At 43.6% G+C, this 15,018-nt stretch carries 11 protein-coding genes; 4 read left to right on the top strand and 7 right to left on the bottom strand.

Annotated features, from left to right (window positions below):
• Window positions 1-45: 45 nt before the first annotated feature.
• The gene (locus BMW86_RS22905; RefSeq protein WP_089784266.1) at window positions 46-804 is read left to right on the top strand and encodes a class I SAM-dependent methyltransferase; all 759 of its coding nucleotides are present in this window, start codon (window positions 46-48) and stop codon (window positions 802-804) included.
• Between the two features lie 41 nt (window positions 805-845).
• Here BMW86_RS22905 and BMW86_RS22900 read toward each other — a convergent pair whose 3' ends face one another.
• From BMW86_RS22900 to BMW86_RS22870, 7 genes are all read right to left on the bottom strand, one after another.
• Window positions 846-1,238: a hypothetical protein gene (locus tag BMW86_RS22900; protein ID WP_089784265.1), complete on the bottom strand. Its 393-nt coding sequence runs from the start codon at window positions 1,236-1,238 to the stop codon at window positions 846-848.
• A 241-nt stretch (window positions 1,239-1,479) separates the two neighbouring features.
• A complete protein-coding gene (locus tag BMW86_RS22895; RefSeq protein WP_089784264.1) occupies window positions 1,480-2,826 on the bottom strand; it encodes an alkaline phosphatase family protein in 1,347 nt (448 codons plus the stop codon).
• A gap of 6 nt (window positions 2,827-2,832) precedes the next feature.
• On the bottom strand, window positions 2,833-4,245 hold the full coding sequence (locus tag BMW86_RS22890; protein WP_089784263.1) for a hypothetical protein: 1,413 nt from the start codon (window positions 4,243-4,245) through the stop codon (window positions 2,833-2,835).
• 10 nt (window positions 4,246-4,255) lie between these two features.
• A complete protein-coding gene (locus BMW86_RS22885; protein WP_218149204.1) occupies window positions 4,256-7,441 on the bottom strand; it encodes a TonB-dependent receptor domain-containing protein in 3,186 nt (1,061 codons plus the stop codon).
• Window positions 7,442-7,529: 88 nt separating this feature from the next.
• Entirely contained in the window at window positions 7,530-8,447 is a 918-nt protein-coding gene (locus BMW86_RS22880; protein WP_089784262.1) for a FecR family protein, read from the bottom strand.
• A gap of 47 nt (window positions 8,448-8,494) precedes the next feature.
• Window positions 8,495-9,064: an RNA polymerase sigma factor gene (locus BMW86_RS22875; RefSeq protein ID WP_089784261.1), complete on the bottom strand. Its 570-nt coding sequence runs from the start codon at window positions 9,062-9,064 to the stop codon at window positions 8,495-8,497.
• A gap of 125 nt (window positions 9,065-9,189) precedes the next feature.
• The gene (locus BMW86_RS22870) at window positions 9,190-11,340 is read right to left on the bottom strand and encodes a DUF6055 domain-containing protein (RefSeq protein WP_089784260.1); all 2,151 of its coding nucleotides are present in this window, start codon (window positions 11,338-11,340) and stop codon (window positions 9,190-9,192) included.
• 286 nt (window positions 11,341-11,626) lie between these two features.
• Between BMW86_RS22870 and BMW86_RS22865 the strand changes: the two genes are divergently transcribed.
• Genes BMW86_RS22865 through BMW86_RS22855 form a run of 3 tightly spaced genes read left to right on the top strand, consistent with a single transcriptional unit; the run spans window position 11,627 to window position 14,986 of the window.
• Window positions 11,627-13,072: a circularly permuted type 2 ATP-grasp protein gene (locus BMW86_RS22865; protein WP_089784259.1), complete on the top strand. Its 1,446-nt coding sequence runs from the start codon at window positions 11,627-11,629 to the stop codon at window positions 13,070-13,072.
• 19 nt (window positions 13,073-13,091) lie between these two features.
• Entirely contained in the window at window positions 13,092-14,033 is a 942-nt protein-coding gene (locus BMW86_RS22860) for an alpha-E domain-containing protein (protein ID WP_089784258.1), read from the top strand.
• A gap of 11 nt (window positions 14,034-14,044) precedes the next feature.
• Window positions 14,045-14,986: a transglutaminase family protein gene (locus tag BMW86_RS22855; protein WP_089784257.1), complete on the top strand. Its 942-nt coding sequence runs from the start codon at window positions 14,045-14,047 to the stop codon at window positions 14,984-14,986.
• The last annotated feature ends 32 nt before the right edge of the window (window positions 14,987-15,018 follow it).

Genomic DNA, 15,018 nt, shown 5'->3' with positions numbered 1-15,018 from the left:
AATTAACATAAAAAAGTAATATTGTAGGGTAAACCCGGTTAAGTTATGAACAGTACTCAAAGATTTACGGATAGAGTGGAAGATTATGTACGCTACCGCCCTGGTTATCCGTCAAAAGAAATCATTGCCCACCTGCAGGAGAAAATTGGTTTTAATGACTCCTTTGTGATTGCTGATATAGGCTCCGGGACTGGCATTTCCACGGAATTATTCCTTCGCAACGGGAATAAAGTGTATGGGGTGGAGCCTAATGATGCCATGCGGCAGAAAGCGGAACAATTGTTAAAAAATTACCCTGGGTTTACCAGTGTGAACGGAACGGCGGAGAATACGCAGCTACCGGATAAGAGTGTGGATATGATAGTCGCCGGACAAGCATTTCACTGGTTCAATCCTCTGCTGGCAAAAGCGGAGTTTGAGCGTGTTGCTACCGGTTACATTGTGCTGATCTGGAATATCCGTGAGGTGAATACTCCCTTTGAAAAAGATTATGAAGTGTTATTGCAGGATTTTGGGACAGATTACCAGGAAGTAGGACATAGAGATATTGCTTCAGATGGTACACTACCGGTGTTTTTTGCACCTGCGGCCATGGAGAAAGCAGAGTTTGACAATAACCAGTTGCTGGATTATGAGGGCGTACAAGGCCGTTTGTTATCCTCTTCTTATATCCCTAAACCGGGTGCAGCGAATTATGAACCCATGTTGGAGAGGTTAAGAACTATTGTTGATAAACATGCAGAAAACGGGAAGGTTAATTTTGGGTATATTACTAAAGTTTATATGGGAAAAATAAGTAGTTAAGTGTAAGCCGGCTACCTTAATAAGGCAGCCGGCTTTTTTCATCAGGCCCTTCTTCTCCTGACAAACCAGTCAAAAAGCATATCACTGGTAAATCCCTTAAATACTAATTCTCTTTCATCGGTATTCGTTTTTACCTTTGTTTCCAGATCAAAAGAATGAATAGCGATAGTGGCCGGCTGCCCCTTCACGTTAGATGGTCTGTAAGTAATATACCCGTACGCATCCAGCTCTTCTAAAGTCTCTTCATACATCTCCTTTGATTTTATCTTGCTTCTCTGCATCATCCTTTCACTGGATATTGCTACCTGTTGTCCGTTGCCGTAACAATACCACCAGGTGAAAAGTGCATAGTATAAGCTGATATGCTCTAAAAGAATACGGTTGTCTTTCCGCCACAGGCGGTTAACCTGCTCTAAATGGCTCATGAATTCCATGAATTGATAATTTAAAATGAAGAAATCGGGTTAAACAACATTGTAGTTATTGGGTTAACAATGTTGTTGTTTTTAACGGGAGCAAATATTTACCTTTTTTTTGGAAAAAAGGTTGTTCATTCTGTTCATTTCAAAAGTGGAAATTCAGAGTGTTCATTCCGTGTTTGTAGCAAAACATAAAAGGCTCCTACGGAGCCTTTTATGAAGGAGATAAATATTTTATCGACAGGAATCTCTACTCTTATTTCTTAGCAGTCATTAACATACCGGGATACACAATCCCCTCTGCCTGCTTCAATTCAATCCCTAATAATTTTGCTACCAGGGGAGCCACATCTTCCAAACCTATTTCAGGAAATACTGCACCGGTATTTAAACCGGCGCCCATTGCCACAAAACCGGTACGGATCTCTTTAAAATCCGGGAAATAACCATGTGCGCCTCCTTTGGCAGGTCTCAATACCGGCCCGTCAGCATTATTATTGAAAGAGATGCCCTGCACGCCTGTCAATGCCAGTGCCGCTTCAGGATCACTACCCATTTTATCCATCGTTGCCCTGTCTATTATACGGAACAGTTTCTGCTCGGAAAAGGGTAACTCACTCAGTATCTTCTTCACCTGTTGTAATGTTTTTTCATCCTTAGGATCTTTCAGGTGTAAAAACGCAGACCCTCCGGAAGAATGAAAAGCAGCTTTCCAGTTACCACGATCTGGTGTAACACCTATCAGACCCTGCCGGGCCAGCCATACATTCGGAGCAAGGCTGGAATGCGTATCCACAAATCCATGATCTCCGGTGATGATCAAAGCAGTACTGTCTTTGATACCTGCCTTTTGCAGGGCTTCTATGATACCGCCAATGGCTCTGTCGGCAGAAGCAACGGCACGTCTCACCCCTTCTCCTTCACGTCCTTCCATGTGTTCAAATTCATCTGTGCAGGGCAGGTGTACCGTTACCAGGTTTGGTTTGTATTTCATGATGAGATAAGCAGTCATTCTGCCCAGGTTCTCATTCATACTCAAAAAGTGCAGGTCCATATCATTGGCTTCCAGATGTCCGGTAGCATTTGCCTGTACTTCCTCGAATAATCCTTTTGGTGTGGCATCTTCAGAGGTAGCACCGCGACGGTCGCCCGGTGTTTTCTCCGACCATGTCTCCGGAATGTTATAATCAATCGTAGCTCCTACTGTTACCGGCCAGGAAACAGAAGCAGTTTTTAAACCTGCCTGGTGAGCTGCATCCCATAAGGTTTGCGCTTTGATATCTTTGTACTCTTTGAACCACCGGCCGGATAATCCTTTCATATCAAAAGGTGTATTATACACGATACCATGACGTGCAGGCATTACACCCGTGACCAATGTAGTATGGGATGGATAAGTAACAGTAGGGAAAATACCTCTTACGCCTTCTGCATAAATCCCTTTGTCCATCATCTGCTGCATATTCGGTGCAGGCCATGATTTATCCAGATAAAAATCTGGTCTGAATCCATCAACACTTACTACTACCACATACTTAGCTGTCTGTGCCTTCAGGCCGGCAGAAAGTAAAGTGATAAAAACTATAGCGAATATCTTTCTCATAATTTCTTAATTGATAAATGGGAAAATCTCTTTAGCCTGCTTATTAGCTACCAGCACTTTATTCATATCGTACTTCATGGTAACAATACCATTCGCTACATCATAAGTAAAGTCATCCATGCCACGGGCAAGCGGAATAAAAGAAGGGATCTGCGCTTTGATATCCGCATCCTCTACATTTTTATTATTCAGCTGCTCTGTCTGAGATACAGGAAACTTAATACCGAGGTCTGTCATACGACGGCCTTCTGCCATGAAAATCTCCTGACGCATGCGATACAGCAGGTATAACAGCTGATCCTGGGTAACAGCAGCATCCAGTTCGGCAGCCGTTACTTTCGTACCGGAAACCGTATAAGCACTGATGGTGCCAGCCTTTCTGTTCAGTACATAGTTACTGCGGGTACTGTCGGAAGCATCGAATTTTACATTCACGGCAGTCAGTGGGTAATCGGTACGATTCCCGCCGTTACGGGTTTCTTTGCTATCATCCAGTTGTACAACGGGACGCAGGGCAATCACCTGTGTGAGTAAGTCTTTTAATGTCTGACGGCCCGCATCCAGCGTATTGGCAGCTATCTGCGATTCTGCAATGATCAGGTAGGCCTCTTCTCCTTTTACAATGGTAACAGGCTTCTGGTCCGCACTGGCTAAACCTATATGGTAATACTTAGGGTCCAGGAAATCGAGCCGGGGCAATGGTGCAAATTCATTATTCGTTGAAGAGAACAGATATGTTTGCATATCATTGTTCACCCCATTTATACCATCATATTTTACCTGACGCAGTAATGTGTTTTTAGCCTTTGCAATGTCCGCATATTTAGCAGCATTAACTGCATCTCCTAAACTATAATAAGCGCGTGCTTTCAACAGGATATAAGCTGTTTGCTCATCATTGGTGGGGAGCAATGAAATAGCTTTATCCAGACTGGTAATAGCCAGATTGAGGTGTTCTGTTGGAGTGAGTACCACACCACCACTGCTGCCAGGTAAACCTACAAACAGTTCACCACTGAGGATATGTGCAAAAGCCAGACTAAAATATACTTCTGCGGAATCAGCCGCTTTAGTAGTGATATCTCCCGGTAGTACTTTGTTCAATCCATATTCAGCCATTTCACGCAGGCTCTGCACCTGTATTTGCAGGTTGTTTACATCCAGATCAAAATAATCTATCTGCGGAATATCAAATACTTTACTGCTTAAAGTACGGTTATTGTAATAATCATCGGATACCAGTTCGGTACTCACTACTACCTGGTTCATAGTAAGCGCCAGCTGGCGGCGTAAGCCGTTTACCCAACTGGAAGTAGCGCCGGAGTTACCCACGTATACATCGTCTGTTATATTCGGATTTAATACATTACAGGCACCGAGTAATACGGTGATGATGCTATATAAAAAGACTTTCTTCATTGTTTCAGCATTAGAAGTTAATTTTAAAAGAACCCAGCCATTGACGCGGAGAGGAATAAGTAGCATAAGAAATACCACCTGTAGTAGCACCTCCCTGTCCCTGTGCAGCACCACTGATAGTCGCTTCAGGATCGAAACTGGATGATACAAAGTTCAATGGGTTCACGGCCATGAAACCAATCGTCACAGACTTTACCTTATTATTTAACAATGCACCTTTCAGCGTATAGGAGCAACCGATAGTTCTTACTTTCAGGAAGTCGGTTTTCTCTGTAAACATATTGGTAAAGTTGAGCCAGTTGGTACGTTTGTTCTTATCAATTTCTGCCTGTGGAATACCTTCATTACCTGCTCCGTAGTTGAAACGGAACTGCCTGTCGAATGAATTGGCATATGCACCTTTCTGGTAATCACCATTGGCATACAGTTCGAAATTCTTATAGCGGAAGTTGAGACCGAAACTACCAAACAGGTCCGGAATAGTTTTACCAAGGTCCTGCTGGGCGGTAGTAGATGCCAGTGTACCATCAGCGCCAAACACACCTTTATTCCCTCTCAGGAAACCAATGGAATAACCTTCCTGTACAACGGTCTGGATAGTACGTGCACTAAACCCATTGATATTAAACGGCGCTACACCACCGGAACTCAGTACTTTATTGTACAGTGTATTAACAGATGCATTTACACGCAGGGTGATATTTTTTGTCTGCACAGGCACAACCACGAAGTTGAATTCATATCCGCGATTCAGGATCTTACCCACGTTATATAACTGTGATTGTGATTGTCCGCTGGAAGGAGTAGCAGGTACATAAAACAATGCGTTGTTAGTCGTAGAGTGATAATAACCTGCAGATAACAGGATACGGTCATGTAAGAAACCAAGATCGATAGCACCTTCAGCCGTCTGTGTTTTTTCAGGCTTCAGGTTTGGATTACCAGGTTGCCCAAAATAAGCTGCCTGTCCGCCCTGATATCCGCTGAAAGCAATGGTACGCTGATTAGCGAAAGCAGTAGGCAGGTTACCAGCTACACCAAAACCACCACGGATCTTAGTGGAAGAAAGTACGTTAGCCACTGCATCAAACCAGGGTTCCGCACTGGGTACATAAGAGATCCCCACTTTAGGATAATACTGGACGCCGATATTTTTACCAAAGGCAGGATTACCATCACCTCTGAGACCCATATCCAGGAACAGTTTGTTTTTGAACCCGATATTTTCCTGTAAGTACATCCCGTAGTTCACTACCTGTAAATAATATTCATCGCTGGTTTTAGTAGCGGCGTTAGAGATGATACGTGATCCATCCCTGATATTACTACCCACGTATAAGATCTGCTGATCTTCATTACGGAATAGTTGTCCGCCAGCAGTAGTTACAAAAGAGAAATCGCCTGCCTTTGCTTCATACTGACCATTCAGTTCCAGTGTAATACCCAGGTATTTACGGTCGGCATTAGACACACTACCCTGATCGGTTACAGTAGTATTGGTAGTAAAGGAGAGATATTGATTAGTGGTGATCACCTGGTTCTTCTGCACACGGTAATCAATACCACCGGTAGCCTTGAATACAAGGTTCTTCATTGGAGTGTATTTAAACACCTGTGAAGTCTGGAACCTGTTTACAGCAATGCTGTTATCCTGTAATCGTTCTGCCTGTGATACATAGGCTTTCATCTTCGCGTAAGAAGCATCTGACAAAGTATCTATAATCGGACTGAACTTAGGGCCTGTAATAGAAGAAGCGCCACTTTCCGCAAACCATAAACCTGTGTATCCACCCTGGTTACCATTGCGGTTACGTTTGTAGTTATTGTTTACATAAGTGAAAGAGCTTTCGTATACAACCTTTTTACCTAAACCAGCACGGAAGCCGCTGCTGAAATCGATACGACGGTTGCTGTTCTGGTTAAAGATCTGTACACCCTTACTGTTACTATAATTCCCGGAGAAACTATATCCGAAGTTATCTTTTCCTCCATTCAGTGCCAGGTGTTGTTTCTGGTAGAAACCATTCTGGAATAACAGGTCTTTAGTACGTTTAAAGTGCAGGAAGTCTGCTGTAGGAGTCTCCACCCCCATCTGTGTTTCTACAGTGATATCTGTTCTGTCGGCACCGCTTTTTTTAGTAAAGATCTGGATCACCCCATTAGCCGCATCAGAACCGTACATGGTAGTAGCAGCACCACCATTGATGTATTCTATCTTCTCAATATTATCCATTGGAATATCTGCTATCGCACTTACAGCAGCACCCTGTGTACTACCACCACCCAGTTTGGAAGCGGTGTTCAGGTTATCCATTCTTACACCATCTACATAAATAATAGGTGTAGAGTTGACGAAAGCGGAGTTAACCCCTCTGGCGCGGATGATGGAAGTAGCTCCTGCCTGACCACCAGTAAGACGTATCTGCGCATTGGGCAGTTTACCCTGTAACATCTGGTCCAGCCTGCCTGAAGGTGCCTGGTCCAGTTCTTTGGTACCGATGCTCACTACATTGGATGATAACCTTCTTTTGCTGATGTCCAGTCCCTGCCCTGTTACCACTACTTCATCCAGCCCCATACGGTCTACCACCAGTGCTATATTCAGTGCAGTTGTGTTTTTATTAACAGGAATTTCCTGTCTTTTATATCCCAGGAAATATACTACCAGTATACCTTCTTCCCTATCCTGCGGAAGGCGTAATGAGAACTTACCCTCTACATTTGTAGCAGTACCGGAAGAAGTCCCTTTGATGCTGATGCTTACACCTGGTAAGGCTTCTCCGGTGGTTTTATCAGTCACTTTACCGGTGAGGATCACTGGTTGCTGTAGTTTATTGATGAGGATATATTTCTCATTTACCTGGCTGATCATCACCGGATAGGCCGACAACAATTCATTGAGTACCCTGGCCACCGATTTATTATCAGCAGAATAACTGATCCTGTTACTATCGGGGATATTATCCCGGTTGTAGCCGATAATAAAGGAGGATTGCTGCTCAACGAGGTTCAGTACCTCTTTGAGGGGTCTGTCTTTGATGTGCAGACTCACTTTGACTTCATTCATCGATTGTCCCGAGCCGCTGGCGGCAAAAGACAAAACGGAAGAAAATAGCAGAAAGAAGCTGGTAATTCTCATTTTTAAAGAAAAAAGCTTTTTAAACAGGTTGTAGTAACCTGAGAAAATTTTGTGCATCTTTGACATGTTTTTAATGTAAGTTGAAAACGCTGCACACTAACAAGTGTGCAAACCAGCCGGAAGTGCCGCAAACACTTCTGGCTTTTTAATTTTTACTGTGAATGATTACTTCTTTGTTATGTATTGCATAGGTAATACCTGTTAATCCTGATAATACTTTTAACACTTTTTCCAGTGGCTGTTGCGAGAAGCTGATCTTATAATGACCCCTGTTTTTTCCTGTAACAGTTACCTGGATATTATACTGGCGTTGCAGTTCTTCTCCTATTTCAGACAGTGTACTGTTATTGAAATAAAAGATATTCTTACGCCAGGCTCCTGTCATATCTCCCGGGATATTACTGATGGTTGTTTCTTTTGTACTGAAATTGTAGGCCAGGCAACGGCTGGCGGTAAGGGAATCTGATAATACCTGTTGTGATTGTACTACTTTTACCTTTCCTGTGGCTACTGTTATCTGCCATTCTTTTTGTTCTTTATAAGCCCTTATATTAAAAGAAGTACCTAATACAGTCGTATTTAAAGTACCACTACTGACGATGAAAGGATGCGCCGGATCAGGTGTTATCTCAAAAAATGCTTCTCCTGATAATTGTACACGCCTGTCTTTCACACCATAATCCCCCGGAATTGTTATCTGTGTTAATGCATTTAAATGAATCACAGAACCATCAGAAAGGGTGATTACTTTGCGGGTACCCGCTGCTGTATTTACCAGTTTAGCAACTGCTGTAATCTTTACAGGCCTGGGTTTAAAGAACAAAGCGCTTCCCGTAACAAGAACTACAACGGCAGCAGCCACCTTCCACCATCTTTTATCAGATTTCTGAGGAAGATGTTCCATAATACCGGACACAATCTCTTTACGCAGTTGTTCTTTTTCTACCCGTTCATGTGGTATTACATCTTCTCTGAAGGAAGCATACCATTTCTCAACCAGTTCAACTTCTGCCGGTGTAGCAGTGCCATTAATATATTTGTTTAAGATAGCCTTCAGGTCCATACGCACTATATATCCCTGCAGCGGGATAGAAGTACCGATAAAGTATGTTAAGGAATTATGAACACTACAACGACCAGGAAACCTGCTTCATTTATATGTGTACGCAGGTAGCGTAATGTGATGGAGATATTATTCTTAACAGTTTGTTCTGACAGAGATAACCTGATGGCTATTTCCCTGTTACTGAGATGCTGGTAGCGGCTAAGGCGGTAAGGGAGCTGTAATCTTTCAGGCATGCTGTCCAGCGCTTTGATCACCTGCTGTTCGATTTCTTTCAATTCCAGTTGTTCATGGGCAGAAGCGGAGACTAACTCCTGTAACAGTTCTTCATTATAGATAATAGTATGAGGTTTACTGAAATGATCTATGACGGAATAACGGGCAGCCTGAAAGAGATAAGCACCCATTCCTTTATCATCTACTGTAATAGTTTCCCTGTTCTTCCATACAGTGATAAAGATCTCCTGCAAAATATCTTTGGTATCTTCTTCATGACGCAGTCGGGTATGCACATGCCGGTATAGATCTTCCCAGTATCTGTTTACCAATGCAGTAAATGCGTGATTGTTTCCTCCCTTTATCAGCTCCATCAGCCGGTTGTCTGCAAGCTTGTCCATTATGGTACAAACATACTCTCCTGATGTAAACTCAATATTAACAATCAGTCAATAACAGAATGATATCATGCTGAGTTAATATAGTATTAAAGGAGGCTGATCAGGTTTGATCAGCCTCCTTCTTTTTATTTAGTGATAATCACCTTCTTCGTAAATGTTTTATTCTTCCCTGTAACTTTCAATATAAATACGCCCGGTTTAAATCCATCGGTATCTATTGTTACATTACTTACAGACGTTACATTCTTTCTCAACACTTCCTTCCCTTCACTGTCATAAAGTGATAATAGTATTCCTTCACCAGCGGGCAGACTTACATTAAATGAACCCACAGCAGGATTAGGATATACCGTCATGTCATTTACCACAGCTTCTTCATGCGCAACAGCCAATGCAGCAGTTGTACAGGCTACACTACCCGTGAAGGCCATCTGCGTATCTGTGAACTGAGTATAAGTGCTGTTGACATCCACATTGGACGCATCGGTAGCTGTTTTACCATCACATTCTGTACGACCATTATTCGTATGAGGCACCTGTAAATAAGTACCATTCGTACTGCAACTGCCTAACTCCGCATCACCACCTACTACTACACTATTACCGAAAGTTACACCCCATTCCATCGCATCTCCTTTGAGAATCGCATTACCGGATAATGTGCAATAACTTAATACCGCATTGTCCAGCACCTGCGCTGCTCCTGAGTAAGAACCATACCATACACTTGCATTTCCTTTAATTACCACCGTTCCCTGTACAGTAGCATTCTCTACCCAGGCAGTACCTTCTATGCGTGCAGTACCTGAGATATTAGATGTACCCAGTACAATCGCATTAGGGCCAACATAAGCAGTAGAAGCTACGGTTGCTGTATTCGCTACCCAGCCACCACCATTGGAATGTGCATGACCGTTAGTTTTATAAGCAGACCGGTAAGTACTCTGGTATCCTTCCGGTACTGCATTGGCAATACGGATTTCATAAGGATATCTTTTGATCTTAGGCCATCCCGGCTCCCATACATAAGAAGTATGCGTAGTAGGCGCTCCCATCACCACCAGGTACAACTTCGTTTCGTTGGTGTTCATCTGAAAACTGATCTGCCCTTCATTAGCGCTATTCAAAGCACCATAACGGGATACCGTACCATCTGCATTCTCGGCCACAAAGCCATAACGCCAGCCGGCAGTAGCATTCACTTCCGTATGCCCTTTGAATTTAACAGTGACGTTACGGGAGCTGCAGGTGGTGTACAAAGGAATAATGTTGTAGCCATAGTCCTGCGGAGCGAAAGCATCCGGTACTACATACCTTCCCGTAGTAGCACTGATCTGTTGCAGTACCGTATGCATACGCCATACATAATGTGGCTCCTGTGTTTTCAGACGATCCCTTTCTGCCCGCATAATACCACCGAACCCATTGATAGCATAATCGTAGGTGGGTTCCCGTTTGGCGTATTCATAAGCGAAATCGTTGAGCTGGGATTGAGTCCAGCCTTTCAGGCGGCGGTAAGTGATCAACGGGTGTTCATTGGCCAGGGACTCCTTCCAGAGGCGGTTTACCATACCGATACCGTCCAGCTGCTGGATAGTGTAGAGCAGTTTGAAAGTGCCATAGTGGTGACGGGTGGAACTCCAGTGGAACATTTCCGTACCGAACCAGCGGGGCAGGTCATCTCCGGCAAAGCGGGGATACATCTGCGTACGCATATAGTTGGCATGTGCTTCCCAGAAGAATCCGGAAGGCTCGTAGTTGATATAACCACCGCCTACAGTGTTTTCCTGGATGGAGATCATACCCTGTAAGGAGTGTGTTAACTCATGACTGAGCACTCCCCCGTCTCTTGTTGAATTGGGATGTACCCACATGGCGCCGATCGTATTGCCGTAGGTGCCACCAAAGGCCCATCCGGAAGGCCCGTTTGTACCCCAGGTATCATTCATCACAATAATGATCTTATACTTACCCAGGTTCTTGGTGGAAGTATCAGAACAGAATTTTATCTCCTTAATGTATTTGGTGTAGATCTTTTCCAGGGTATCACAAATCGACTGCGGGTTAAATGCCAGGTTGGGATCTGAATAGGTTGCGGGGTTCGTACCTACTACATTTCCCCAGAAGACAATGAAGTTGGCCGACTGGTAAGATTTGCTGTAAGACCAGGTGTTTAAAGGGGCCGTGGAAAATTCTGCCGGAATGTAAACTGTCTTTTGCGCGGCAACGCTGCCCGTTATTAACAGGCATAACAATAGCTGTAAACATGTTTTCATGAATGTGCTTTTTTAAGGTTTATTTTGAGATATCAGAATACAGGGTCGGGTTTCACTTATTCTAAAATTAGGGGAATAGTATGCGCAACGAGTGACAGATATTGACGGGTTTGGACTGTATTTTAACCTACCTTAAAATATTAAAATATAATAGATGTATATAATTTGATGTAGGTTTGTGGTATTTTAACACGATTTCTATCAGAAATCTTTACTTTATCCCATTAAAACATTAAATTGTCCATGTTGCTAAAATCATTCCCTAATTCATTCAAAAAAGAAGCTTATGGACAGGCTTAAATTATTAGATCAGTATAACAGTGCGGCCGATATTTGGGATGAAATGTACGACAAGCAACAGATCAGGGACCATTACAGCAAAGTATTTTCTTCGCTGGAACAGTTTGATGTATCTGCCCTTCAGCAAAAAGACCGCCTTGCAGGAGAGTTGTTCATGAACCAGGGTATCACCTTCACTGTGTACAGCGATGATGCCGGTATTGAACGCATCTTCCCTTTCGACATTATCCCCCGTATTATTACCGGCAAAGAATGGGAACATATTGAACTGGGCATCAAGCAACGCCTGAAGGCCCTTAACATGTTCCTGAAGGATATCTATAATGATCAGCAGATATTGAAAGATAAGGTGGTCCCTGCGTCTCTGGTGGCTTCCTGTCCCCACTATACCAGGGAGGTATTTGGCATTAAAGTACCACACGATATTTATGTACATATCTCCGGTATTGACCTCATCCGCGGGGAAGACGGGCTGTTTTATGTACTGGAAGATAACCTGCGTACCCCTTCGGGCGTAAGTTATATGCTGGAAAACCGCGAGGTGACCAAACGCATTTTCCCGGAACTGCTGGCCGCCAATCACGTGAGAAGGGTCAGCAACTATCCCCTGCTGTTGCATGAGATCTTATTGCAGATGGCGCCTACTCAGTTGTCCAACCCTACCGTGGTGTTACTGACCCCGGGTATTTATAACTCCGCTTATTATGAACATACTTTCCTGGCACGTCAGATGGGTATTACCCTGGTAGAAGGACGCGACCTGGTAGTGGACCATCATAAAGTATATATGAAAACAACGGACGGACTGGAACAGGTGCATGTGATTTACCGTCGTATCGATGATGAGTTCCTGGACCCTTTGTTGTTCCGCCCGGATAGCGCTTTGGGTGTACCCGGACTAATGAACGCTTACCGTAAAGGGAATGTAGCGATCATCAATGCCATGGGTAACGGGGTGGCAGATGACAAGGCAGTATATGCCTATGTCCCTGCAATGATCAAATATTACCTGAATGAAGAACCTATTCTTCCCAACGTACCCACGTACGAGTTACACGATGCTTCTGTAAGAAAATACGTGTTTGATAATATTGAGAAGATGGTGATAAAACAAACGAATCAGTCGGGCGGATACGGAATGATCATGGGTAATAAAGTAAATGCGGAAGACTGGGAGAAAGCGAAAGTAGCGATTGAAGCAGATCCCCGCAGTTTCATTGCCCAGCCTATCATTAAATTATCTACCGTACCTTGTTTTATAGATGGCACCTTCCAGGCAAGACATGTGGACCTTCGCCCTTATGCCCTTTGCGGGCCGCAGGGTGTGCAGATCGTACCGGGTGGGCTCACCCGTGTGGCACTGCGCAAGGATTCTCTTATTGTTAATTCTTCACAGGGTGGTGGCAGCAAAGACACCTGGGTAATAGATTGATCAACCAAATGAATTTTTCATGCTAAGTAGGATTGCTGATTCACTTTTCTGGCTGGCCCGGTATATGGAACGGGCAGAAGGATTACTAAGAGTAACTTCCACACATTATATTCTTTCTCTTGATAAAGACGTTAACGGTCCGCTGACATGGAAACCGGTACTGGAAACTTTTACCAGTTGCACGGATGCCGAGATGGACGCGATAGCTCTTAATACCGGCGATGCACTTAAAAAACTGCTTACCGATAATACGAATCATAACTCGCTGAAGGTGATCATCACCAAGGCCAGGGAAAATGCGCGTGGTATACAGGATTATATTACCAAAGAAGTATGGGAAGAGGTGAATTCATTTTATCACCTTATTCATCAGCCTTCATTGGATAAACGCCTGTCTAACTATGAAGCGGCGGATATACTCGATTTATTTACCCGTCACAGCGTACTCTACACCGGCATTACCGATATCACCATGGCGCGTGGTATTGGCTGGGGTTTCATGAACCTTGGCAAATACATAGAGCGTTGTCTGGAGACGATCGTACTCACTAACAAACAGTATCAGCGTATTAACTACAGGATGGATGAAATAAAAGACATCATGTTATGGCGTCATTTACTGATGTCCTTATCTGGTTATGAGCTGCACTTAAAGACGTACCGCTCTTCTTTATATAATCATGATGTACTGCACCAGGTATCCTTTAATGAGGATTTCCCTCATTCTGTGGTATATTCACTGGGCCGTATAGACCGCCATTTACAGGATGTGACACGTAAGAACTCCTCTGAAGATATGGCGGCGCTGATGCGTTGTTTTGGCCGTTTATTCAGCAAGGTAAAGAACACAGACCTGGATGTATTGAATAATGATAATCTGCAGCAGTACCTGGAAGATCTCCGGAATGATCTGCTGTATTTTACCACTTTATTAAGTCAGAAATTTTTCTCTTACGCATAAGCAGTTTCCATATGCCCATTTTCAGAATACATCATATTACCAAATACGAGTACGACAGACCGGTAAAGGAAAGCGTAAATGCGATCAAAATATATCCTTATCAGTGTCCTGAACAGGAAATCCTGCAACATGATCTGTTGATTACAGGTCATCCCGATGTGCAGACTTTTACTGATTACTGGGGTAATAAAACGGGGGATTTTAATATTCTTTCTCCGCATAAAGCACTGACGATAGAAAGTAAACTACTGGTGCGTACGATTGCTCCTACCCAGTTGCAGATCAACTTTCACACCGGGTTTGAAGAGTTGAAACAAGAGATGGACAGTCAGCTGAAAATGCTGGAACTGGCCAGGCCGGATATGATCAATACACAGGGCGCGGTAGATAATATACTAACCATTATTTCTCAGCCAGGAAAAAGTATTGCAGCTGTTACGGAACATTGCAGTGAATATATCTTTAAGCATTTTAAATACATTAAGGGGATTACGAACATAGAGACAACGGTAGATGAGATCCTGTTACACCGCGCAGGTGTATGCCAGGATTTTGCACACCTGATGCTGCATATTCTGCGTTCCTGCCATATCCCCTGCCGTTATGTGAGCGGGTATATTTGTCCGAATAAGGATGGTATGCGCGGAGAAGGTGCGACGCATGCGTGGGTGGAAGTGTATATTCCCGGTTATGGCTGGGCAGGCATCGACCCTACCAATAATGTGTGGGTGACTAACAAACATGTGAAGTTGTCTGTAGGCAGGCATTTCAGGGATTGCAGTCCGGTGAAAGGTTCGTTTAAAGGGCCTGCAAGGCAGACGTTATCTGTGTTTGTAGCGGTAGCTTATGAGGATGGAAATACGTTTGAGGAGTTGAATAATGTGCATCTGCATAAAGAGAGTGCGGATGATACGCCGGATGTGGAAGATGGAACTTTTGCAGGACAACAGTAAGCAGATATTAAATAGAATATAAAAAAGATGCG

This window comes from Chitinophaga sp. YR573 (assembly GCF_900110995.1).
GTDB lineage: Bacteria > Bacteroidota > Bacteroidia > Chitinophagales > Chitinophagaceae > Chitinophaga.
This window is presented reverse-complemented; position numbering and strand designations above follow the sequence as displayed.

Excerpts from the sequence above, each read along its gene's own strand:
- BMW86_RS22890 (WP_089784263.1), bottom strand. The coding sequence starts at position 4,245 with ATGAAGAAAGTCTTTTTATATAGCATCATCACCGTATTACTCGGTGCC.
- BMW86_RS22855 (WP_089784257.1), top strand. The coding sequence starts at position 14,045 with ATGCCCATTTTCAGAATACATCATATTACCAAATACGAGTACGACAGA.
- BMW86_RS22880 (WP_089784262.1), bottom strand. The coding sequence starts at position 8,447 with ATGGACCTGAAGGCTATCTTAAACAAATATATTAATGGCACTGCTACA.
- BMW86_RS22895 (WP_089784264.1), bottom strand. The coding sequence starts at position 2,826 with ATGAGAAAGATATTCGCTATAGTTTTTATCACTTTACTTTCTGCCGGC.
- BMW86_RS22885 (WP_218149204.1), bottom strand. The coding sequence starts at position 7,441 with ATGCACAAAATTTTCTCAGGTTACTACAACCTGTTTAAAAAGCTTTTT.
- BMW86_RS22865 (WP_089784259.1), top strand. The coding sequence starts at position 11,627 with ATGGACAGGCTTAAATTATTAGATCAGTATAACAGTGCGGCCGATATT.
- BMW86_RS22905 (WP_089784266.1), top strand. The coding sequence starts at position 46 with ATGAACAGTACTCAAAGATTTACGGATAGAGTGGAAGATTATGTACGC.
- BMW86_RS22900 (WP_089784265.1), bottom strand. The coding sequence starts at position 1,238 with ATGGAATTCATGAGCCATTTAGAGCAGGTTAACCGCCTGTGGCGGAAA.
- BMW86_RS22870 (WP_089784260.1), bottom strand. The coding sequence starts at position 11,340 with ATGAAAACATGTTTACAGCTATTGTTATGCCTGTTAATAACGGGCAGC.
- BMW86_RS22860 (WP_089784258.1), top strand. The coding sequence starts at position 13,092 with ATGCTAAGTAGGATTGCTGATTCACTTTTCTGGCTGGCCCGGTATATG.
- BMW86_RS22875 (WP_089784261.1), bottom strand. The coding sequence starts at position 9,064 with ATGGACAAGCTTGCAGACAACCGGCTGATGGAGCTGATAAAGGGAGGA.